The organism is Pseudomonas sp. NPDC087697 (assembly GCF_044743155.1).
Classification (GTDB): Bacteria; Pseudomonadota; Gammaproteobacteria; order Pseudomonadales; family Pseudomonadaceae; genus Aquipseudomonas.
Window position 1 is genome coordinate 70,434 of the sequence record NZ_JBIUVW010000020.1, and the last position, 20,779, is coordinate 91,212.

General features: G+C 58.0%; 19 protein-coding genes and 3 pseudogenes. 15 read left to right on the forward strand and 7 right to left on the reverse strand.

The window, feature by feature from the left end:
* Positions 1-35: 35 nt before the first annotated feature.
* Both ACIPIN_RS15820 and ACIPIN_RS15825 read left to right on the forward strand, forming a co-directional pair.
* A complete protein-coding gene (locus tag ACIPIN_RS15820) occupies positions 36-581 on the forward strand; it encodes a sigma-70 family RNA polymerase sigma factor (protein WP_401120059.1) in 546 nt (181 codons plus the stop codon).
* The gene (locus ACIPIN_RS15825; protein ID WP_401120060.1) at positions 578-1,591 is read left to right on the forward strand and encodes an ABC transporter substrate-binding protein; all 1,014 of its coding nucleotides are present in this window, start codon (positions 578-580) and stop codon (positions 1,589-1,591) included. The genes ACIPIN_RS15820 and ACIPIN_RS15825 overlap by 4 nt, the downstream gene beginning before the upstream one ends.
* Positions 1,592-1,615: 24 nt before the next feature.
* Here the strand turns inward: ACIPIN_RS15825 and gstA are convergent, their stop codons facing one another.
* The gene (gene gstA, locus ACIPIN_RS15830; protein ID WP_401120061.1) at positions 1,616-2,224 is read right to left on the reverse strand and encodes a glutathione transferase GstA; all 609 of its coding nucleotides are present in this window, start codon (positions 2,222-2,224) and stop codon (positions 1,616-1,618) included.
* A 99-nt stretch (positions 2,225-2,323) separates the two neighbouring features.
* On the opposite strand from gstA, the gene ACIPIN_RS15835 reads away from it, so the two are divergent.
* The 3 genes and pseudogenes from ACIPIN_RS15835 to ACIPIN_RS15845 all read left to right on the forward strand — a co-directional run.
* Entirely contained in the window at positions 2,324-3,202 is an 879-nt protein-coding gene (locus ACIPIN_RS15835) for a LysR family transcriptional regulator (protein WP_401120063.1), read from the forward strand.
* 329 nt (positions 3,203-3,531) lie between these two features.
* A pseudogene (locus ACIPIN_RS15840) lies at positions 3,532-4,305 on the forward strand (PAS domain-containing protein); the annotation flags it as partial.
* A gap of 114 nt (positions 4,306-4,419) precedes the next feature.
* Positions 4,420-4,851, forward strand: a pseudogene (locus ACIPIN_RS15845) (methyl-accepting chemotaxis protein); the annotation flags it as partial.
* Between the two features lie 80 nt (positions 4,852-4,931).
* Here the strand turns inward: ACIPIN_RS15845 and ACIPIN_RS15850 are convergent.
* The gene (locus ACIPIN_RS15850) at positions 4,932-6,788 is read right to left on the reverse strand and encodes an IucA/IucC family protein (RefSeq protein ID WP_401120084.1); all 1,857 of its coding nucleotides are present in this window, start codon (positions 6,786-6,788) and stop codon (positions 4,932-4,934) included.
* Positions 6,789-7,024: 236 nt separating this feature from the next.
* Positions 7,025-8,056, reverse strand: coding sequence for a LacI family DNA-binding transcriptional regulator (locus ACIPIN_RS15855; protein ID WP_401120064.1), 1,032 nt, complete (start codon positions 8,054-8,056; stop codon positions 7,025-7,027).
* A gap of 215 nt (positions 8,057-8,271) precedes the next feature.
* Between ACIPIN_RS15855 and ACIPIN_RS15860 the strand changes: the two genes are divergently transcribed.
* From ACIPIN_RS15860 to ACIPIN_RS15870, 3 genes are all read left to right on the forward strand, one after another.
* Entirely contained in the window at positions 8,272-8,805 is a 534-nt protein-coding gene (locus ACIPIN_RS15860; protein WP_401120066.1) for a gluconokinase, read from the forward strand.
* A gap of 85 nt (positions 8,806-8,890) precedes the next feature.
* Positions 8,891-10,243 carry a GntP family permease gene (locus ACIPIN_RS15865; RefSeq protein WP_401120067.1) on the forward strand — a complete coding sequence of 451 codons (1,353 nt, stop codon included), beginning with the start codon at positions 8,891-8,893 and terminating at the stop codon, positions 10,241-10,243.
* A gap of 219 nt (positions 10,244-10,462) precedes the next feature.
* Complete coding sequence (locus ACIPIN_RS15870) at positions 10,463-12,148, forward strand: glycosyl hydrolase family 18 protein (protein ID WP_401120068.1); 1,686 nt, start codon at positions 10,463-10,465, stop codon at positions 12,146-12,148.
* Positions 12,149-12,234: 86 nt separating this feature from the next.
* On the opposite strand, the gene alaC is transcribed toward ACIPIN_RS15870, so the two are convergent.
* Positions 12,235-13,440, reverse strand: a complete 1,206-nt coding sequence (gene alaC, locus ACIPIN_RS15875) for an alanine transaminase (RefSeq protein ID WP_401120069.1) — start codon at positions 13,438-13,440, stop codon at positions 12,235-12,237.
* 230 nt (positions 13,441-13,670) lie between these two features.
* On the opposite strand from alaC, the gene ACIPIN_RS15880 reads away from it, so the two are divergent.
* The 3 genes from ACIPIN_RS15880 to ACIPIN_RS15890 all read left to right on the forward strand — a co-directional run bounded on the left by ACIPIN_RS15880 (position 13,671) and on the right by ACIPIN_RS15890 (position 15,710).
* Positions 13,671-14,333 carry a LysE family translocator gene (locus tag ACIPIN_RS15880; RefSeq protein ID WP_401120071.1) on the forward strand — a complete coding sequence of 221 codons (663 nt, stop codon included), beginning with the start codon at positions 13,671-13,673 and terminating at the stop codon, positions 14,331-14,333.
* 66 nt (positions 14,334-14,399) lie between these two features.
* Complete coding sequence (locus ACIPIN_RS15885; RefSeq protein ID WP_401120073.1) at positions 14,400-14,888, forward strand: GyrI-like domain-containing protein; 489 nt, start codon at positions 14,400-14,402, stop codon at positions 14,886-14,888.
* 324 nt (positions 14,889-15,212) lie between these two features.
* Positions 15,213-15,710 (forward strand): GNAT family N-acetyltransferase, encoded by a 498-nt coding sequence (locus tag ACIPIN_RS15890; protein WP_401120074.1) that lies wholly within the window; start codon positions 15,213-15,215, stop codon positions 15,708-15,710.
* A gap of 301 nt (positions 15,711-16,011) precedes the next feature.
* On the opposite strand, the pseudogene ACIPIN_RS15895 reads toward ACIPIN_RS15890, so the two are convergent.
* Together ACIPIN_RS15895 and ACIPIN_RS15900 are read right to left on the reverse strand one after the other, a co-directional pair.
* Positions 16,012-16,143 (reverse strand): annotated as a pseudogene (locus ACIPIN_RS15895) (pyridoxamine 5'-phosphate oxidase family protein); the annotation flags it as partial.
* Between the two features lie 33 nt (positions 16,144-16,176).
* Entirely contained in the window at positions 16,177-16,662 is a 486-nt protein-coding gene (locus ACIPIN_RS15900; protein ID WP_401120075.1) for a GNAT family N-acetyltransferase, read from the reverse strand.
* Between the two features lie 267 nt (positions 16,663-16,929).
* Between ACIPIN_RS15900 and ACIPIN_RS15905 the strand changes: the two genes are divergently transcribed.
* The 3 genes from ACIPIN_RS15905 to ACIPIN_RS15915 are packed head-to-tail and all read left to right on the forward strand — an operon-like array spanning position 16,930 to position 19,026.
* On the forward strand, positions 16,930-17,274 hold the full coding sequence (locus tag ACIPIN_RS15905) for a YciI family protein (protein WP_401120076.1): 345 nt from the start codon (positions 16,930-16,932) through the stop codon (positions 17,272-17,274).
* Between the two features lie 25 nt (positions 17,275-17,299).
* Positions 17,300-17,791 carry an SRPBCC family protein gene (locus ACIPIN_RS15910; protein WP_401120077.1) on the forward strand — a complete coding sequence of 164 codons (492 nt, stop codon included), beginning with the start codon at positions 17,300-17,302 and terminating at the stop codon, positions 17,789-17,791.
* Positions 17,791-19,026 carry an RNA polymerase sigma factor gene (locus ACIPIN_RS15915; protein WP_401120078.1) on the forward strand — a complete coding sequence of 412 codons (1,236 nt, stop codon included), beginning with the start codon at positions 17,791-17,793 and terminating at the stop codon, positions 19,024-19,026. The genes ACIPIN_RS15910 and ACIPIN_RS15915 overlap by 1 nt, the downstream gene beginning before the upstream one ends.
* Positions 19,027-19,246: 220 nt before the next feature.
* On the opposite strand, the gene ACIPIN_RS15920 is transcribed toward ACIPIN_RS15915, so the two are convergent.
* Entirely contained in the window at positions 19,247-20,101 is an 855-nt protein-coding gene (locus tag ACIPIN_RS15920; protein ID WP_401120079.1) for a LysR family transcriptional regulator, read from the reverse strand.
* Positions 20,102-20,190: 89 nt separating this feature from the next.
* On the opposite strand from ACIPIN_RS15920, the gene ACIPIN_RS15925 reads away from it, so the two are divergent.
* On the forward strand, positions 20,191-20,628 hold the full coding sequence (locus tag ACIPIN_RS15925; protein ID WP_401120080.1) for a multidrug/biocide efflux PACE transporter: 438 nt from the start codon (positions 20,191-20,193) through the stop codon (positions 20,626-20,628).
* The last annotated feature ends 151 nt before the right edge of the window (positions 20,629-20,779 follow it).

Consider the following 20,779-nt stretch of genomic DNA (forward strand, 5'->3'; position numbering starts at 1 on the left):
GGACATACAGCGCAACCCTACTTATTGGAGCCTCCATGTCCGGCACCGACCTTTCTCACAGCGAATACGTGGGCGGATTGTTCCGCAGTCATTATCAATGGCTGTGCAATCGCTTGCGCGGCTACCTCGATGCTGGCATCAGCGCCGAAGATGTCGCCGCCGAGGCGTTTGCGCAGCTCCTCGACTCGCCGAACCTGACGTCGATCCAACAGCCCCGCGCCATGCTGACCACCCTTGCTCAGCGGGTGATTTATCGCCTCTGGTACCGACGGGACCGCGAGCGCGAACACCTTGATCAGTTGCAGCATATTCAGCCAGATCAAGGGCCGTCACCGGAAGACCTGACGCAGCAGTTGCAGACCTTGAGCGTTCTCGATCAGGCGCTTGACCGCTTGCCGGGCAAGGTCAGGGCGACGTTCCTGTTGTCACGGCTCGAAGGCCTGACTTACCCGCAAATCGCCGCCGAACTGGGCATCTCCCTGCGTTCGGTCAGCGTCTACATGACCCGCTGTCAGGCGCTTTGCCAGCGCAGCGCCAATCAACCATTGCTCACTCCCCCAACCTTGCAGAGGTCCGCATGAGATCAATCAAAACCTGGCTCGGCAGTTCGCTGCTGGTCTTCAGCCTTGTGGCGACACAGGCCCCCGCGACGGAAAAAGTCGCACCGATCCACTTCGGTGATATCACCTGGGAAAGCGGTAGCCTGATCACCGAGATCCTGCGGTTGATCGTCGAGAAAGGTTACGGCTACCCGACCGACACGCTGCCGGGCAGCACCGTCAGCCTTGAAGCGGCACTGGCCAAGGATGATATTCAGGTCATCGGCGAGGAGTGGGCGGGGCGTAGCCCGGCCTGGATAAAGGCTCAGGCCGAAGGCAAAGTGTTCGGCCTGGGCGACACGGTCAAGGGCGCCACCGAAGGGTGGTGGGTGCCGGAATACGTGATCAAGGGTGACCCTGAGCGCGGTATCAAGCCACTGGCGCCGGAGCTGAAATCGGTGGCCGATCTGGCGCGCTACAAGGACGTGTTCCGTGATCCGGAAGACCCGACTCGCGGACGTTTCCTCAACAGCCCCACCGGTTGGACCTCGGAGATCGTCAACAGCCAGAAGCTCAAGGCCTACGCGTTGACCGAGAGCTTCGTCAACTTTCGCACCGGTTCGGGCGCGGCGCTGGATGCGGAGGTCAGTTCATCGATTCGTCGTGGCAAACCGGTGCTCTTCTACTACTGGTCACCGACACCGTTGTTGGGGCGTTTCAAACTGGTAAAACTCGACGAACCGGCCTTCAACGCCGAAGCCTGGAAGACCCTGGCCGACGTCAACAACCCGCACCCGAAAGGCACGCGCTCAATGGCGGCCAACCTGGCCATCGGCGTCTCGGCTCCGTTCAAGGCCCAATACCCGGACCTGGTGGCGTTTTTCGAGAAAGTCGATTTACCGATCGATCTGCTGAACCAGACCCTCGGCCAGATGAGCGAAAAACGCCAAAAACCGCGTGAAGTCGCACAAGCCTTCCTGCGCGAACAACCGCAAGTGTGGCAGGACTGGGTGCCTGCGCAGGTCGCGACGAAAGTCAGCAGCAGTTTGTAGACGCGGTTGGAGGGCGGTGAGTTTTCAGGCGTGCGCCACTTCCGCCGCCAGCGCCTGGCTCACCGCAGGCCGTGAGCCGATCCGCGACTGAAAACGTTCCAGCGACGGCCATTGCTTCAGGTCGATATCAAACAAGGAAGTCCACCGCAGCACGGTGAACAGATAGGCATCAGCGATGCTGAAGCGCTCGCCAAGCAGATAGTCCTGTTGTTCCAGTGTCTGGGTCAGTACGGCAAACCGCTTGAACAGTTTTTCCTTGAAGAGCGCCTTCACCTCATCAGGAAACTGCGCGTTGAACAGCAGTCCCAGACCGCCGTGAATCTCACTCGAAATGAAGTTCAGTACTTCCTGCAAACGCACTCTTTCCCAGGATCCGAACGTCGGTGCAAGGCCGGCAAGCGGGCGAAGATCGGCAAGGTATTGCAAGATTGCCGGTCCCTCGGTCAGCACATCGCCGTTGTCCAGTTGCAGCGCCGCGACGTAACCTTTCGGGTTGATCGCTAGAAAGTCGGCGCCGTCGCGGGTCTTCTTGGTGCGGTTGTCGACGCGGACCAGTTCGAATGCCAGTTGCAGTTCGCGCAGAACAATGTGCGGTGCGAGGGAGCAGGCTTGAGGCGAAAAATACAACTTCATGATCAGGGCTCTAGGTGAGGATTTTGATCAGTGTCATAGTCGCTCGCGCACTTCGTAAAATTAATCTTTCAGACATCAGCCATAAGGACAGCTACTGCCATGATGAACCTGATGCATTGGCGGATGCTGGTGGCCATCGCCGACACTGGCAATATCACCCGCGCTGCCGAGCATGTCGGCATGACTCAGTCGGGCGCCAGTCAAGCGTTGGCGCTGCTTGAGGACATGCTTGGCGTTCAACTGTTTGTCCGGGAAAACCGTCAAGCCGTGCCGACCGCCATCGGAGCACGAGTGATCGAACAGGCGCGGGTGATGCTCCAGGCCCTTGTGACCATCCGGGCCACCACCGATGTGGCTCGGGATATTCAGCGTGGGACCATCCGCCTGGCCAGTTTCCCGATGGTGCTCGCGACGTTTCTGCCGCCACTGTTGCGTCAGTTCAAACAACTTTATCCCGGTATTCAGGTGGTAGCGCTGGAGGTCAGCGACAACGAAGTCGAAGCGTTACTCAGCGCTGGCCTGGTTGATCTGGGGGTGGTGCTCAATCCGCCACCTGAACGCAATGCCGGATTGTTGGGCCGCGATACCTGGGTTGCGGTGTTGCCGATTGCCCATCCATTGGCCCGCCGACCCCACGAGCACGGGTTGATGCTGGCGGAGCTGGTCGAGCAACCGTTCGTGCTGGCCACTGGCGGTTGCAGCGTCAATGCTCGCAGCCTGGCAGCGGATGCTGGCCTGGAGCTGCTTGATGTACGGGTTGAAGTTCGAGAGTGGGGCAGTGCGTTCACACTGGTTCGGGAAAACGTCGGGGTGACGCTGGTTCCGGAAATGACCTTGCCGACCCATCGCAAGGGGTTGCGCGTGCTGCCGTTGGCGGTGCCCGTTCATCGAGAGTTTGCGCTGGTCGCCACACCGCTCAGAGAACCCTCGGTGGCGGTGCAGGCGTTGCTGGCGATGCTCCATCCTGCTGCGCTGTGACCATCGGTAAAAAGATGGCCTATTGATGGCCTTGCATCCGTGGCGTTGCTGTCTATGCTCACTCGTGACTACTTATGTCGTTCAAAATATAAAGCGTGAAAGTGTCAATGCCTCACGCTGTTGGGTTGGCCCCGCGTGCGGGGCGTCAAGAAAAGGATGGCTTGATAAGAGCGTTGCGTTACGGACACTCCGATTGAACATCATTGATCACCTGACTCTTATCCTTAGTGTGAGGATGCGTTTGCCTGTTCTGTGGAAAGTTGTCGTAAGTCCAGTGAAAGACTAGGAACTTCCGTTAATTAAAAGACAGCGCTGAAGGTGATACCACCATGTTTAACCTACACCATAAATCTGACGTGCTTGAGATAGAACGATTGAGCTGCGCGTTGACTGAAGCCAATGCCAGGTTGGCGGCGATCAGCCGCTCAATGGCAATGATCGAGTTTGATTCCACTGGCGTGATCCTCGAGGCCAACGAGAACTTCTGCAAGGCCGTCGGCTACTCCATCGAGGAGATTCGCGGCAAGCATCACCGGATTTTTTGTGAAGAGGCTTATGCCAACAGCGAAGACTACCAGCGGTTCTGGCGCGAGCTGGGTCGTGGCGAACCTGACAGCGGAACATTTTTGCGCTTGAACAAGGCCGGCAAGGAAGTCTGGCTTGAGGCCAGCTATATGCCGGTGATCGGAGCGGATCGGCACGTTAAAAGCGTGATCAAGGTGGCGGCGGACATCACGGCCCGGATCAACCAGGAGCATGAAAGCCAGAGCCTGGTGAATGCCCTGGGCCGCGCCATGGCGGTGATCGAGTTTTCCCCCGACGGCAGGGTGATTACCGCCAACGATAACTTCTTGCAGACCATGCACTATTCGCTTAACGAAGTAGTGGGTCAGCATCACAGCATGTTCTGTCACCGAGCGGAGAGCGAGTCTGCGGCCTACAAGGCGTTCTGGGCTTCGCTCAACCGTGGCGAGTTCCATTCGCGTCGGTTTGAACGGGTCGACAAACACGGTCGTATGGTCTTTCTCGAAGCTTCGTACAACCCGATCTTCGACGCCAAGGGCCGTTTGTATAAAGTGGTCAAGTTCGCCAGCAACATCACCCAACAAATGACCACGTTGCAGACCGCCGCCGAGTCGGCTCATTCAACCTCGGTGCAAAACGATGCTTGCGCCCAGAAAGGTTCGCAGGTGGTGCAGCAGACCGTGCAGATCATCGAAGAGATCTCCAGGGATCTCAACGAAGCGGCCCTCAGCATCGATGCGGTGAGCAAACAGTCCGACATCATCGGCACCATTGTTCAGACCATTCGCGGCATCGCCGATCAGACCAATCTACTGGCGCTCAACGCCGCTATCGAGGCCGCACGGGCCGGCGAACATGGGCGAGGATTTGCGGTCGTTGCCGACGAGGTGCGCAACCTGGCGGCACGTACCAGCCAGGCGACAGTGGAAATTGTCGAAGTGGTGCGCAAGAACCACGACTTGTCCTTGAGTGCAGTGTCGAGCATGCAATCAAGTTTGAGCCGTACTGGCCTTGGCGTGGAACTGGCCAATGAAGCAGGAGAGGTAATCCTGGAAATTCAACAGGGCTCACGGCATGTAGTAGACGCCATCAGTCAGTTCAACTCGACGTTGCAACTTAATTAAAACGTCATGCAACTAAAAAGGGTTTTCGATCAAGTGCTATTACTTGATCGAGAGTCCTTTTGGCTGCTCTAGCGAGTATTTTACGAGTGCACGCGAAGCGGGTTGCTCAGACGACCCACGATATCGAGCGCGCTGTCGAGCAAGCGCATACGCATGAAGGATTTGGCTGGCCAGTCCTGTTCCAGCAAGGCCGAGCGCTCGATTACCCAGCGCTGTGGTTCGACCCGTTCACGCAGGTGGTCAAAGCAGTCGCTGACGTGAATGGCCAACTCATTCCAAAGCGCATTTTCTGGCATTTTCCAATGCCGGGCGCAGAGCAGAGTCAGTTCACCGAGATGGCACATGAAGGTGGTGTGCAAGAGTTTGTCGCGCACGAAGTCCGCATCGTCATACAGCGTCATCTGCGGGTCATGCAGATGAAGGTCGAGGTTTTGCCGGTGCAAGGTCTGGCGGTGAATCCTGATGTCGCCGAAGTCACGCACCATCAACCGGCTCAACTGTCCCTCGGCGCTCATGACCATGAAGCTGTTCTGTTGGTGCGCCTCGAACGCTACCCCGTAGAGCAGGTACAGACCGAGCAATCCGGGAACGGCGATCGATAGATAGTCACGGAAAAAACGCAGCAGGTCCGGTCTGCTGTCGTCCCCTTGGGCCAACCTGACCCACTGGCGCAGCAAAGGTTGTCCGTGTTCATCGAGGGCGAACAGGCTGCCAACGGGAACGGCCATTTCGCCCGGCAGCAACAAGCTCGACGGGTTGTCCCGGTAAAGCACCGCCAGGTGTCGGGAGCGTTGGTCATCCGCCGGTTGCGGCGCGAAATGCACGCCGATACGTTCCGGCACGATGTTCAACACGGCACGAATCTGTGGCTCCTGCTTGAGCATTCGCAGCAATAAACCGCTGACCCTTGGCCCCATGCGCGCCGAGCGTGGCGAAAGGGTGCGTTGCACGCTGGTCAGTCGCAGCGCCACCGGAAGTTTGACCATCGGTGAACAGCGGTCCGCATCGGGCACCACCGTGCGAAACGACATGGTGGGTTGGCCGTTGAACGCAATGATCGTGGTCATTATCAGCAGGCGGTCGGCAATCTCGCGAGCAAACGAGCGCGGTAGTTCCTCCGCGGCTTGCCACGGATGGACGGGGATGGGCAGGTAGTCATCCGGGTCCAGACCTTTGGCCAGAAGGTGCTGAATCAGTTGTTCGGCCGCGAGCGGGAAATGACCTTGCCACCAGTCGCGGTAATGCTCAGGTTCGTTCAACGATTCAACGTGAGCCCATTGCCGATGCAAAGCGCACAGGACGACTGGCACACAGGCTTCGAATTCCGGTGATAAAGCAATGACCTCAGTAGTGCTCAAGCCAAGCTTGGTTTTGTAGTTCGGGTGCCAGGGATGGCCCAGCGTGCCCCACTGTTCAAGCACCGATGTCGGGTTCTGCCGGGAGGGGGTGCCCTTGAGCCAGGTCAGCAGATTATCGTCATCGGCGAGTTTGAACTGTTCACGCAGTTGCCGGCTCCAGCCGTGGTGAAAGGCCTGACACAAGGTGGCGTTGCAGAAGCTGTCATCAAGCTCTTCAGTCAGACGATCGAGCACTTCGGGCGATGCTAAAGGCTCAAGTTGCGCGCAGAGCAGGTTTAGCAACTGCGAAGGAAACAGCAGTTTTTGTGCTGGGCATTCAGAGCGATGCAACGTGATGTCGCCCTGTATGTCCCAGCTGTTCATCCGCGCCGGGATGAGCCCTTCGAAACACAGTCGGGCACCATCGAGCAGCGTAAGCCAATACACCGAACCTTCGGCGTGCAGGTTTTTTGGATTCAGCAGGCCTTCGCGTAGCAGCGCCTGTAACAAGCGCTGAAAGCTTGTGCGGGCGCTGAGTTCGAGCGTATCGGCCAGATGGCCGAGGTTTATCCGGCGAGACTTGAACGCCTCGGTCGCCAGGGCTTCGCTCCAGCGTGAGAGTAATCATTGCTGTTTTTGCGGGTCCGTGTGCATGACATACGACTCCTTGGGGCGATTAAAAGCAGCTCCAAAAAGCCTACGGCAGGCGCAAAAAAAATGATGGCAAGCATTTCCGTCAAGTGTGTAAGACGCATCCTATGGTGATGGCGGGAAGGTCCGAGAGCAGGATTCCAGGGCGTAGGAGCTGCCGCAGGCTGCGATCTTTATCCCGACACCTACGTGCTTTCGCGCACCTTCAACTCAAAACCCATGTCAACCACAGGTTTGGCGATCGAATTGCCGGCCATCAAGGTCAGCATGTGCTCGGCAGCGCGGCGGCCAATGGCTTCACGCGGGGTGCTGATGCTGCTCAGGCGCGGCACCATGTGCGCCGAGGCTGGCAGGTCGTTGAAGCCGAGGATGGCGACTTGCTCGGGGATCTTGATCCCGTGGCGCAGGGCTTCGAGCAGGGCGCCCTGGGCCAGGTCGTCGTTGCCGAAGAAGATCGCGTCGACCTGCGGGTGGCTGGTCATCATCTGCAGAAACAGTTCGCCACCAAGGCCCACCGATGACGGGCGTGGTGTCAGCAATTCAAGGTCCGGGTCGTACAGACCCGCTTGCTGCAAGGCTCGCCTGAAGCCTTCACCACGCAATAACGTGCGTTGGTCGAGTTGTGCGCCGATGTAGGCCAGGTGCCGACGGCCGCGAGAGATCAAGTGTTGTGCGGCGGTTTCGCCAGCGCTCAATTGCGAGAAGCCGACGCAGTTCAGGCCGGCGCCTGGGTCCAGATCCATCATGTAAACGCAGGGAATGTTGCTGGTCTCGATCATCCGGCGGGCACTTTCGGTGCGATCAAAACCGGTCAGCAGCAACCCTCTTGGCTGATAGGCCATGTAGTTGCGCAGCAGGTTTTCTTCTTCATCACGGGAATAGTGATAATTACCGATCAGCACTTCGAAGCCTTTGGGGCGTAGCACCTGATGAATGGCTTCGAGGGTTTCGATGAACAACAGGTTCGACAGCGAGGGCACCAACACCACTACCGAATGGCTCTGGGCTGAGGCCAGTGCGCGGGCGGCGGGGTTGACCACGTAGTTCAGCTCGAGTGCGGCCTGCTGGACTTTTTCCACCAGTTCGGTGGCAACGGTGCTGATGCCGCGCAAGGCTCTGGACGCAGTGATCGGGCTGACGCCTGCCAGACGGGCAACTTCGTTGAGGGTAGGGCGGCCAGTGGTGCGAGTATTTTTATCGTTTTTAGTGGAGGTCATCGGGCGGCTTGCCAAACAAAATTCAAGGCACTAAGGTAGCGCTGTCTCGATGCGGCTGCAAATGCTTGAGCAGGGTTTGCCTGATCCCTGCTTTTTGGCGTTGGGAAAGAACGTGCTGCAACCCATAAAAATGACAAGAAGGCGTCGGCAATGCCTGCTTTTGCACTAGAGTTTTACCTGGCAAAGGTAGCGCTGTCTGCGCGCTGAGGTGTTACATGAGTCAACCAATCACCGCCCTGGTCATCATGGGCGTGGCCGGCTGCGGCAAGTCCAGCGTCAGCGAGGCCTTGTGCCTGCTCAGCGGCGCGACCGGCATTGAAGGCGATACCTTTCACCCTGCCGCCAATATCGAAAAGATGAGCGCGGGCATTCCCCTGAACGACGACGACCGTGCCGGCTGGCTCGACAGCCTGTGCGATGAATTGCGTCGCGTCGATGCCAAGGGCCAACGCCCGGTGCTGACCTGCTCGGCGCTCAAGCACAGTTACCGCGAACGCTTGCGCAGCGCCTTGCCGGGCCTGGGTTTTGTGTTTCTTGAGTTGACCCCTGAAGTCGCCGCCGATCGTGTGGCCCATCGTCCGGGGCATTTCATGCCTTCGACCTTGATCGCCAGCCAGTTCGCCACCCTTGAGTCACCGGTGGGCGAGCCACTGACCCTGGCGCTCGACGCTTCCACGCAGACTGTCAAACAGCTGGCTGAACAGGCCAATGGCTGGTGGATCGAACACGGGCTGACACGCCCGGTTTAAGTTTTGTTCTAAGAGATAGCGCTGTCCCATTCGCAGACGGTTTAAACCCGCTTTAATAACAACAACAAACAGGAGACACCCCCCCATGTTTGGCATGTCCCATGAGTCGTTTCTGCTGCTTGATGCAGTGGTCACCGTGATCGGATTGATTGTCCTGATCACCCGGTTCAAGTTTCACCCTTTTATTGCCCTGATCATCGCCGCCGCTTTTCTCGGGCTGACTTCAGGCATGCCGATTGGCACCATCATCAAAGCGTTCCAGGACGGCTTCGGTGGGGTACTCGGGTTTGTCGGGATCATCCTCGCGCTGGGCACCATGCTCGGCAAAATGATGGCTGAATCGGGTGGGGCGGATCAGATCGCCCAGACCCTGATTCGTGCGTTCGGTAAAGAGCGTGTGCAGTGGGCCATGATGTTTGCGGCCTTCCTGGTCGGCATTCCGTTGTTCTTCGAAATCGGCTTTGTGCTGCTGATTCCGCTGGTGTTCATTGTTGCTCGCCGCACCGGCGTTTCAATCATCAAGATCGGTATCCCGTTGCTGGCCGGCCTTTCTGCCGTGCACGGTCTGGTTCCACCGCACCCTGGTCCGTTGCTGGCCATTGGCGTGTTCGGTGCGGACATCGGTAAAACCATTCTTTACGGTCTGATCGTTGCGCTGCCGACGGCCATTATTGCCGGTCCGATCTACGGTACGTTCATTGCCAAATATATCCCCGGCCATCCAAACCAGGAGCTGGTCGATCAGTTGGCTCGCGAGCCTCACTCCAGCACCTTGCCGAGTTTCAGCATCACGCTGATCACCGTGCTGCTACCGGTGTTCCTGATGCTGCTCAAGACCTTTGCCGACATCGCGCTGCCGGACGGGCATTTCTTCCGCACCTGGATGGACATGATCGGTCACCCGATCTCTGCCTTGCTGCTGGCATTGCTGCTGTCGCTGTACACCTTCGGGCATCGTCAGGGCATCGGTTCCAAACAGATTCTGAAACTGCTCGACGCCAGTCTGGCGCCAACCGCCGCGATCATTCTGATCATTGGTGCCGGCGGTGGCTTCAAGCAGATGCTGGTGACCAGCGGTGTGGGTGATGTGATCGGCCACATGGCGGTAAGCGCGCAGATTTCACCGATTCTGCTGGCCTGGCTGGTCGCGGCGGTGATTCGCGTGGCCACTGGTTCCGCGACCGTGGCGACCATTACCGGCGCGGGCATCGTGGTGCCGGTGGTGGGGATGATTCCGGGCGTGAACCGTGAGTTGCTGGTGCTGGCCACCGGCGCGGGTTCGTTGATCCTGTCTCACGTCAACGACGCAGGCTTCTGGCTGGTCAAGCAGTACTTCAACATGACCGTGGCCGAAACCTTCAAGACCTGGACGGCGATGGAAACCATCCTGTCCGTCGTCGCGCTGGGCTTCATCATGTTGTTGTCGTTGGTGGTTTGATTTATTGCGGTGCCGCACGCTGTGCGGGTACTGCATTTATAGCGTTACCTAAGCCGCGATAGGACACTCAGTTCCTGTCGCGGCTTTCTTTTTACGATCCTCAATCCCTGAATACCACTCGTCGGCACTGTCAACTTTGACAGGTAGGCGCCGTGTCGTGCCCCGCGTAGAAGTTGCTCATGAACTTGTGACTCATCTACGTGTGCAGGGAGAAAAAACATGACCGCCAAAGAAGCTGGATTCACACAGAAAGGCCGGGCAGGCAGGGATAGTAAACTTGTCCATCCGTCGGACCCTGGCACTAAAGTAGGTACTGGCTCGGTTAACTGGGGCATCGGCGTGGCTGAAAAGACCTATGCAGTCAATGCGTTTTCCCCCAGTACCAGAGATGATCAGTTGTCCTGGACTCCGGGACGGGTCACAAAGAATCTGTTCAATCAGTACGAAGAAAACGAGTTCAAGTCATTCTGCTATTACAGCGACTGGGGGATCGGTGATCCACGCTATGGTAATGGCCCTGCAGAACCTGATCCGAAATATGACATCGGGGGACGTGGCACAGACATCATGAGGCTTGAGGGCAAGACGGGGACTTTTGACAAGATCGTGCTTGGTTTTGCAGCGATTGTCGGAGACCTTGGGGTCAATAAAAACGTCATCGCCAGAGCAGCACACTATTGGGACAATGAACCGGTGCCGGGCGTCCCCCCGACTCCTGCACAACTGGAAGCAGCAGAGAAACTCTGGATGTCAAAGGCGTTGCTCACTGATCCTTGGGGTGATGTCGCTGCCTATATCAATTGTGGGTTCGGGAGTTATGTCGGCGAAAAATACAATGAGCTTTTTGACCCCGCCAAAGCACAAGGCACCTTGGGCGCACTGCGTAAACTCAAAACGGCCAACCCAAGCATGGAAGTCTCCCTCAGTCTGGGCGGTTGGTCGATGAGTCATGCCTTTTACGAGGTCGTCCGTGACTCAGCCAAGCGAGCCATTTGTGTCAATTCCATTGTTGCCATCTTTCAAAAATCCCCCATGTTCACCGGCATTGATATCGATTGGGAGTACCCGGAGGCTCCCGGCAACGCACCAGGAGCGGGAGAAACCTGGGAGCCAAATAAATACGATGACGATGATCCGGCTTACTTCGCTGTGCTGATACGCGAGGTAAAGGCCAAGCTGCCAAGTGTGAAAATCAGCATTGCTTCCATTGCCGCCCCGTCTAAATTGGCCAAGTCCAATATCCCACTGCTTATTGAGGCCGGGCTCGATGGTATCAACCTCATGTGTTATGACTTCTTTGGCACGCCCTGGGCAGAAAAGCTTCAGCACCATTGCAACCTGTACCGCAGCGACCCCACCGATATCACCGAGAACTCTGTGCACTCGGCGGTGCAGTACTTGTTGGGGCTAGGTGTTGATTCGAAAAAAATTCTTTTGGGATACGCTGGCTACAGTCGAAATGCTCAACAGGCAAAACTGACGAGCGTTTCACCGTTGATAGGAACGTACACGCCCCGTCCCGGGACTGTCACGGGAGGCTCATTTGAAAGTGGCGTCACTGAGTGGCCAGATATGATTTACAACTATCTGGATCTGGAGACGAAGCAGCCGCTCAATGGCTTCATCCTGTACACCGACGACAAGGCCGATGCCGATTTTCTCTACAATCCGACGACTGAGTTGTTCATTTCCTTCGATACGCCTCGCACGATCAAGGCCAAAGGCGAGTACGTGAAAGAATGGAAGCTGGGCGGCCTGTTCAGTTGGATGGGCGATTATGACAACGGCCTGCTGAACAACGCTGCATGTGAAGGGGTGGGGCGTACGCTGAAGACTGAAGCTATCGACATGACACCTTTCTACTACAAAGGCGCAACTGAGTTAGCGCCTCCATCACGGCGTTAACAATCAACTACCCGCTACGAAAAAGCCCCTGTGAACGTCGTGCGTTCGCAGGGGCTTTTCTTGTTCGGCTAGCTAAAATGCTGGTTTCAGCCCGCTGCCGCATCCGCCCGGAACATTCCGCGAATCCCGCGTACCGCCTGACGAATCCGGTCCTGGTTTTCGATCAGTGCGAAGCGCACATGGTCGTCGCCGTATTCACCAAACCCCACCCCCGGCGACACACAGACCTTGGCTTCGGCCAGCAGCTTCTTGGCGAACTCCAGTGAGCCCAGGTGCGCGTAGGCTTCAGGGATCTTGGCCCAGACGTACATCGAGGCTTTCGGGTTTTCGACCATCCAGCCCAGTTCATGCAGGCCTTTGACCAGCACGTTACGACGTTGCCGGTACTGTTCGGCGATGTCTTTGACGCACTGCTGATCGCCTTCCAGCGCAGCGATGGCCGCCACTTGCAGCGGGGTGAAGGTGCCGTAGTCGTGGTAACTCTTGATTCGCGCCAGGGCGTTGACCAGTTCCGGGTTGCCGACCATGAAACCGATCCGCCAGCCGGCCATGTTGTAGCTCTTGGACAGGGTGAAAAATTCCACCGCAATGTCCTTGGCCCCCGGCACCTGCATGATCGACGGGGCTTTCCAGCCGTCGTAGACGATGTCGGCGTAGGCCAGGTCGTGCACCACCAGTACGTCGTACTGCTTGGCGAGAGCGATCACCCGCTCGAAGAAATCCAGTTCGACGCACTGCGCGGTCGGGTTGGACGGGAAGCCGAGAATCATCATTTTCGGTTTCGGAATCGAACCGCGAATGGCTCGTTCCAGCTCCGCGAAAAAGTCCACGCCCGGAATCAGTGGCACCGAACGGACCTGGGCGCCGGCAATCACGGCACCGTAGATGTGAATCGGGTAGCTCGGGTTCGGCACCAACACTGTGTCGCCCTGATCGAGGGTGGCGAGCATCAAGTGCGCCAGGCCTTCCTTGGAGCCGATAGTGACAATGGCTTCGGTTTCCGGGTCGATATCGACCGCGTAGCGATCCTTGTACCAGTTGGAAATCGCCCGGCGCAGGCGCGGAATACCCTTGGACGTGGAGTAGCCATGGGTGTCTTCGCGCTGGGCGACGGTCACCAGTTTTTCGACGATGTGCGGCGGAGTGGGGCCGTCGGGGTTGCCCATGCTCAAGTCGATGATGTCTTCGCCACGACGACGGGCGGCCATCTTCAGCTCGGCAGTGATGTTGAATACGTAAGGGGGGAGTCGATCTATGCGCGCAAAGCGGCGCGGCGAACCTTGTTCGGCCATTATTGCCTCGAATAACGTAAGCGCCCGGAACCGTCCGAGCGACGCTGGCCACTGCGGTGGCCTGTAGCGGAAGATAAGGGCGCTGATGGCCGATTGTCCAGTGGCGAGGTTCAACTATTTTCTATGACACTGGCCACCGACCGCGTAAATTTTCGCCGTCATCCGGCGCGCGCACACTTCTTGCAAAAGATCGCGAACACACAAAAAAACACTATCAAACGGGATGAAACATGGAGTTTTCCAGCGGCTTTTTGCTGAGCCTTTCGCTGTGCCTGGATATCGGCGTGGCCAACATTGCGATGATCACACTGGCCATGCAACGCGGGTATTTTCAGGGCTTTGCGCTGGGGCTTGGCACCTGTGTCGGCGACCTGGTTTATGCGGTGCTGGCACTGGCCGGCATGACCGTGCTGTTGCAGTACTCGGCAGTGCGCTGGGTGCTGTGGGTCGGTGGCTCGGCGTTGCTGCTGTATTTCGCGGTGAAGATGATTTACTCGGCCATCCATCACAGTGCCGTGTTGGCAGAGGCAGGTGAGGTCAGTGCCGGTTCCCATCGCCGGGAGTTTTTCCGTGGGGTTTTTCTGGCGATGTCGTCGCCCAGCGCAATTCTCTGGTTCGCCGCAGTGGGCGGTACGCTGATTGCCCGTTCCGGGGGCGGTAGCCTGGTCAGTTCGGGTCTGTTTCTGGCCGGGTTCTTTTGTGCCGGTCTACTCTGGTGCGTTGCTCTGTGCTTGGCGGCGACCCAGGGCGGCAAGCTCTTGGGTGACAAACTACTGCGCTACTCTTACATCGCATCTGCGGCGATTTTCTGCTATTTCGCAGTCTACGTGATCGTTTCCGGCTATCAGGAGTTTATCGTCCAAGAGGCTGTTGCAGAACTTCCTGGCCTTTGACTGGGGGAATCCGGTTTGGCTTCTATACTTGTTGCCAAACCCATCTTCAGTTGCAGGAGTTGATTCATGGACGATCCAAAAAAGGGCGTGGTCGCTGAACCGCGCTTCGAAACGGGGCATTTTCTGCTGATCGCCGGGCTTGGCGGGCGGTTTAGCGCGGATACCACCGAAGGCATTCCCAAGCTCTGGGAGAAATTCGTACCGCACATCGGCAACGTTCCGGGGCAAATAGGGGAGGTAACCTACGGCATCTGCTGCAACCCGGATGGCAAAGGTGGTTTTGAGTACATCGCGGGTGTCGAGATCAGCAAGCTCGATGACCTGCCGGAACTCTACCGCTGGATCGAAATTCAGCCCCAGCACTATGCGGTGTTCAAGCACGAAGGCGCGCTGGACACCCTGCCGCAAACCTTTCAGTACATCTGGAAAACCTGGTTGCCGCAGTCGGGTCATGAGGCTGCCGATGCTCCGGAGTTCGAGCGCTACAGCGATGACTTCAACCCGAAACTCAATACCGGTGTGCTGGAAATCTGGGTGCCGCTCAAAACTGCCTGAATGGGTTGAGAGGCGGCGCAGATTGCGCTTGCCGCCCCTTCACGTCTGCACTATTTGCCTTTGCTGATTCGGCGCGCTCGCAGCACGTCGATCGACAGCGTGATAAAGCCAAAAGCACTGATGGTGAACAGCATAAGCAGACCGATCTGAACGCTACTCATGATGAGTTTCCCTATTTATGGTCAGAGACAGGGACAAGAAATAGTCCGAACCTTGCGCGAAAGAAAGCCGCTATACGAAGGCTTTACGGGCTTGCAGATGATCGATATGCAGTCCTTATTAATTTATCATCCGCTCCCTATTTTTCGCTGACCGGGCCACGCCATGAACTCATCCACGACTGTCATTCGCCAGGTCACTCCCGCCGATCTGGATCGTTGCTTTGCCATCGAAATCGAAGCGTATGAAGGTGATGAAGCGGCCACTCACGAGAAAATCGCCACGCGGATTGCCACCTGGCCGCAAGGTTTTATCGTGGCTGAGGTTGACGGTGTCGTCGCCGGGTTTATCAATTCGGGTGCGGCGTATCAGGTGGAAATGGCTGACGAGGCCTTCAAGGAGATGATCGGCCATGACCCGGATGGCCCGCAGGTGGTGATCATGTCCGTGGTGGTGCACCCGGACTTTCAAGGGCTGGGGCTGGGGAAGCGTTTGATGACCGAGTTCATTGTCCGCATGCGTGATTTGGGCAAAATCCGCATCAACCTGATGTGCAAGGAGCGGCATATTCCTCTGTACGCCGGGTTTGGTTTTGCCTACCTCAAGGTGTCCGCGTCCGACCACGGCGGCATGGCCTGGCATGAAATGGCGCTGGATCTGTAACGGTTACCCAACGTTGAAATACGGTGTATGACTACCCTCGTAGCAGCTGTCGAGCCTGCGAGGCTGCGTCCGGCCGCGAAGCGGTCGTAAAATCAGGCAACGCGTTCTTTCAGACAATCCGCGTACGCAGGATTTGCGAGGACTTCGTCCTCGAACGCAGCCTCGCAGGCTCGACAGCTGCTACGGGCTGTCAGGAAATTGGGGTGGTCAGTAGAGACTGTTAAGTACCCGAACAGGCGCTTCCCGATCGTACGCCTCGGCATCGAACTGGCCATCGTTCAAGCGCTTGTGAAAGGCGCCTGCTCAAGATGACCAGTGGCGAGGCGCTGACCATCGCCTGGTAATCGAGGTTGAGGAAAGGGATTTCCTTGCGCACGGCGCGGTCGTGGGGCAGGCCGTAAATCGCTTCAAGTTGTTCGATAGTCGTCAGCATTGTTCATCTCATCCATGATCGGTTGCCGGGTGTTCAGAAAGCCAGGGCCATGCGCCGCTCATAACCGATCCGGCCTTTGTAGGCGTTGCCGCTGTCGACCCAGCCTTGCTTGAGATAGAGCCCGAGCGCCGATTCGTTCTGTGCATCCACCGAAAGCTCCAGACCTTTGATTTCCGGCCAGGCCTGACGCGCAGCGTGCGGAAGGGCTTGCAGAAAAGCTCTGCCATAACCCTTGCCCTGGTGGCGGTGGTCGACCTGTAGCGCGTGCAGGGTAGCCGTGTCTTCATTGGCCCAATGCGGCAGGAACGGCGGGCGCTTGAGCAGCAGGAAGGCTATCGGAATCTCATCGGCGAGCAGGGCAAAGCCTTTGATACCGTCGCCCGGTGCGGACAACAACGTGTACAAGGCCATTTCGATATCGCCGGAGAATTGCTTCTGCTGCGGATGGATCTCAATGGCTTCCAGTTGCTGGCGCTGAGCAGGTGTCAGCTGTTCGTAGGGAACAAGTTGAGTAGTCACTGGCGGTGTCCGTGTTCCGGCAAATCCAAAGCTCGGATTCTAGCCAGTTTGCCTCTTCGAAATTTATTTTATTTGAGCTGTCGAATTGGCTTTTTGTCAGACGACTAAGGGTGTCTTCACACAAAAACACTTGGAGAACCGTCATGAATGCATCACTTCGATGCCGTCGCGGCACCGCGTTATTCGAGCTGCAACCCTGATCGTCGGGATGTTCGCCAAATGCTCGATCTGCAGCCATAGTTGATCAGCCCGATGATGGAGAGCCTTATGAAATACCTATGCTTGGTCTACAGCGACGAACAGGTTCTGCATACCTCGCCCGACAGCCCGCATGATGACGAGTGCATGGCCTACGCCGAGTCGGTTCAGGGCAGCGGCCGGATGCTTGCCGCCGAGGCGCTGGAATCCGTTCAGACCGCCACCACGGTGCGTATGCGCGGCGGCAAGTTGTCGATCACCGACGGCCCGTTCGCCGAAACCAAGGAGCAATTGGCCGGCTTCTACCTGATCGATGCGAAGGACCTGAACGAAGCCATTCAAGTCGCCGGCAATATCCCGGCGGCCCGGGTCGGCAGCGTTGAAGTACGCCCGGTCCGTGAGTTGAATCCCTGATAACAATCAAAAACAGGAGTTTTCCATGAGCATTCCCGAAACAGGCGGTCAGCCTGCCGAACATGAGTTATCCATCAGTCGCTTGATTGATGCGCCACGCAGCAAAGTGTTCCGTGCCTGGACCGAGCCGCAGTTGCTCGCCCAGTGGTGGGGGCCCCACGGCATGACCACGCCGGAGTGTGAAATGGACCTGTGGGTCGGTGGTCAATTCCGCACGCTGATGCGCGCCCCGGACGGCAGCGAGTACCCGACGTCGGGGGTGTACCTGGAGATCGTCGCGCCACAGCGGATTGTCTTCACCGATGCCTTCAAACCGGGCTGGATTCCCTCGGGCAAACCGTTCATGACCGCTGAAGTGATGTTCGAAGAGGTCGACGGCAAAACCCTCTATACCGCCCGGGCCCTGCACTGGACAGAAGAAGATCGAAAGAGCCATGAAGCCATGGGTTTTCATGACGGCTGGGGGCAGAGTCTGGATCGGTTGGTGACCCTGGTGACCACAGGCATGCCGGACTGATGACGGACAAGTCGGTCAAGACGCTGGTCGAGACGGTTTACCGTAACGAGTCGCGGCGCATTCTCGCCACGTTGATTCGTTTGCTGGGAGATTTCGACCTCGCCGAGGAGGCTTTGCATGAAGCCTTCTTCGTCGCGGTCGAACGCTGGCAGCGCGATGGCGTGCCCGATAATCCGCGTGCCTGGCTGGTGTCTACCGGGCGCTTCAAGGCCATTGACGGCTTGCGTCGTCGGGCGCGATTTGCTGCCTCGCAAGCGGCTTTGGTTGCGCAGCTGGAAGAGCTCGAAGAGGCCGACTGGAGTGCTGACGATGTGGAAGACGATCGCTTGCGGCTGATCTTCACCTGTTGCCACCCGGCCCTGGCAGCGGATGCGCAGGTGCCGTTGACGCTACGCGAAGTCTGCGACCTGACTACTGAGGAAATCGCCCGGGCCTTTCTCGTTGCACCGTCCACCATTGCTCAGCGCATCGTGCGTGCCAAAAGCAAAATCCGTGACGCAAAAATCCCCTATCAAGTGCCTTCCATGACCGAGTTGCCCGAACGCCTCGACAGTGTGTTACGGGTGATTTACCTGGTGTTCAACGAAGGGTATTCGGCGTCGGTCGGCAGTGAGTTGACTCGCGAAGACCTGACCCGCGAAGCGATCCGTCTTGGCCGCCTGCTGATGGAACTGTTGCCGGAGCCCGAGGTGATGGGGTTGCTGGCGCTGATGCTGCTCAATGAATCGCGGCGCCCGGCCAGAACCTCGGCCTCGGGCGAGTTGATCGTGCTCGATGAGCAGGATCGTTCGCTGTGGAATGCCCAGATGATTGCCGAAGGCTGTGCATTGATCGAGCGAGCGCTGAGCACTCGCGGCTTCGGACCGTATTGTCTGCAGGCGGCGATCTCGGCGGTGCATGCCGAGGCCCCAACGGCCGAGCAAACCGACTGGCCGCAGATTGTCGGGCTGTATGACGTGTTATTGCGGGTGCAGCCTTCGCCGGTGATTGAGCTCAATCGAGCAGCGGCGCTGTCCCGGCGCGATGGACCGTTGGCGGGGCTGAAGCTGATTGAAGGGATTCTGCAGCGAGGCGAGCTGCTCGACTATCACCTGGCCCATTCGGCACGCGCAGAGTTTTGCCGGCAGTTGGGGCGTGTTGAAGAGGCGAGGGCGGCTTATTTACGCGCCCTTGAGCTGACCCAGCAAGTGCCGGAGCGGCGGTTTATCGAGCGGCGGTTGAGCGAACTCAAGTGATGGCCGCACCTCATACTTCATCCATACCCGTATCCGTAGCAGCTGCCGAGCCCGCGAGGCTGCGTTCGAGGGCGAAGTCCTCGCAAATTCCGGGTATGCGGTTTGCCTGGAAGAGCGAATTGCCTGATTTCACGACCGCTTCGCGGCCGAACGCAGCCTCGCGGGCTCGGCAGCTGCTACGGATATGAATGAGGATATGGGTGCAGCTCCGCTCCGTATTTCACTCCAGCATCTTGGCCAGCAACCAGCTCCCTGCCGGCCCCGGCGGGTGCAGTCGTGACCAGAGCGCGTCGACCGCCACCGGTTTAGGCCAGCCGCGGACCTTGAGTTCCTGCAACGAACCCGCACCAAAACGCTCGACCAGCCAGCGCGGCAAGGGCGCCCAACCAAAACCGCCTTGGGCCATTTCCAGCAGCATCAGATAACTCGGCGCGGACCAGACCCGGCCTAGGGCGCGGGTTTCGTACGGATTGATGATGGTTGCCAGGCGCAACTCGCGGTGCTGCTGCAGGATGTTTTTGTCGACCTTTTGCAGTGCCGCCAGCGGATGTTCGCGCGACACGAACAAGGCAATTTCCGTGCGCTCGTCGACCGTCGCGCTGTTCAGGTCTGCCGGGTAGTCAGACTGCATTTCGGCAAAGGCAATATGCGCACGACCACGTTGCACCAACGCGATCAAGTCGTCGCATTCGGCAATCAGGCATTCGAGTTCCAGGTCTGGATAGCGCCGCTCGAAGTCGCTCAACGCGGCTTCAAATCGGTCGGACTGCCAGGTGTCGGAAATCGCCACCGTCAGTTTCGCCTCAACGCCTTGGGAAAGCTGCGCGGCAGTCATTTCCAGGCGGCTGGTGGCGGCCAGAATGTCCTCGGCGCGTTGCAACATGACATGCCCGGCCGAGGTCAGGCTGGGCTTGCGACTGCTGCGATCGAACAGCGTCACGTTCAGGTCGATTTCCAGGCTGGCGACGGCCGCGCTGATGGTCGACTGGCTCTTGCCGAGTTTGCGCGCCGCTGCGGAAAAAGAGCCTTGGGTCGCCGCCTGGACGAATGCCAGCAGCACTTCATGTGAGGCCATGAACTATCGCCTTGATCGATGGTTATTGATTATGAAGTATCGATGCGGTGACAGATGATGGCAACCACATTCACCTAGGGAGCTTGATCATGAGCACCAATAAATCCTTTACCGAACGTGTTTTTCAGGCCATTGGTTTCGAGCTGCTGGCCGTCCTGCTGTGTACACCACTGTTGGCGTGGCTGATGGACAAACCAGTGGTCGACATGGGGGTTGCGACCATCGCCATCGGCCTGATCGCGCTGGCCTGGAACGTGTTGTTCAATGGTCTGTTCGACCGTCTGCTCAAGCGTCTGGCGCTTGTCCCCAGTGCCGCAACCCGAGTCTTGCACGCCTTGTTGTTTGAGGGCGGTCTGGTGGCGGTCAGTGTGCCGCTGATTGCCTGGTGGCTGAACGTCAGCCTGTTGCAGGCGTTGATTCTGGACATCGGCGTGTTGCTGTTTTTCCTGCCGTACACCTACGTCTACCACTGGGCTTACGACGTGGTGCGTGAGCGGTGGGTGATGCGCCAGTCTTGCGAGGGATAAAAGCCAAGATCGCAGCCTCCGGCAGCTCCTACAGAGGATCGGCGTACACCTGTATCTGTAGATACCGTCTTGAGCCTCACCGGGCAAGCGCAAGTTTCGGGTCAAAGGGTTGACCCGACTTGAGCACGCCGTAAACGAAGTGCAACAGCTT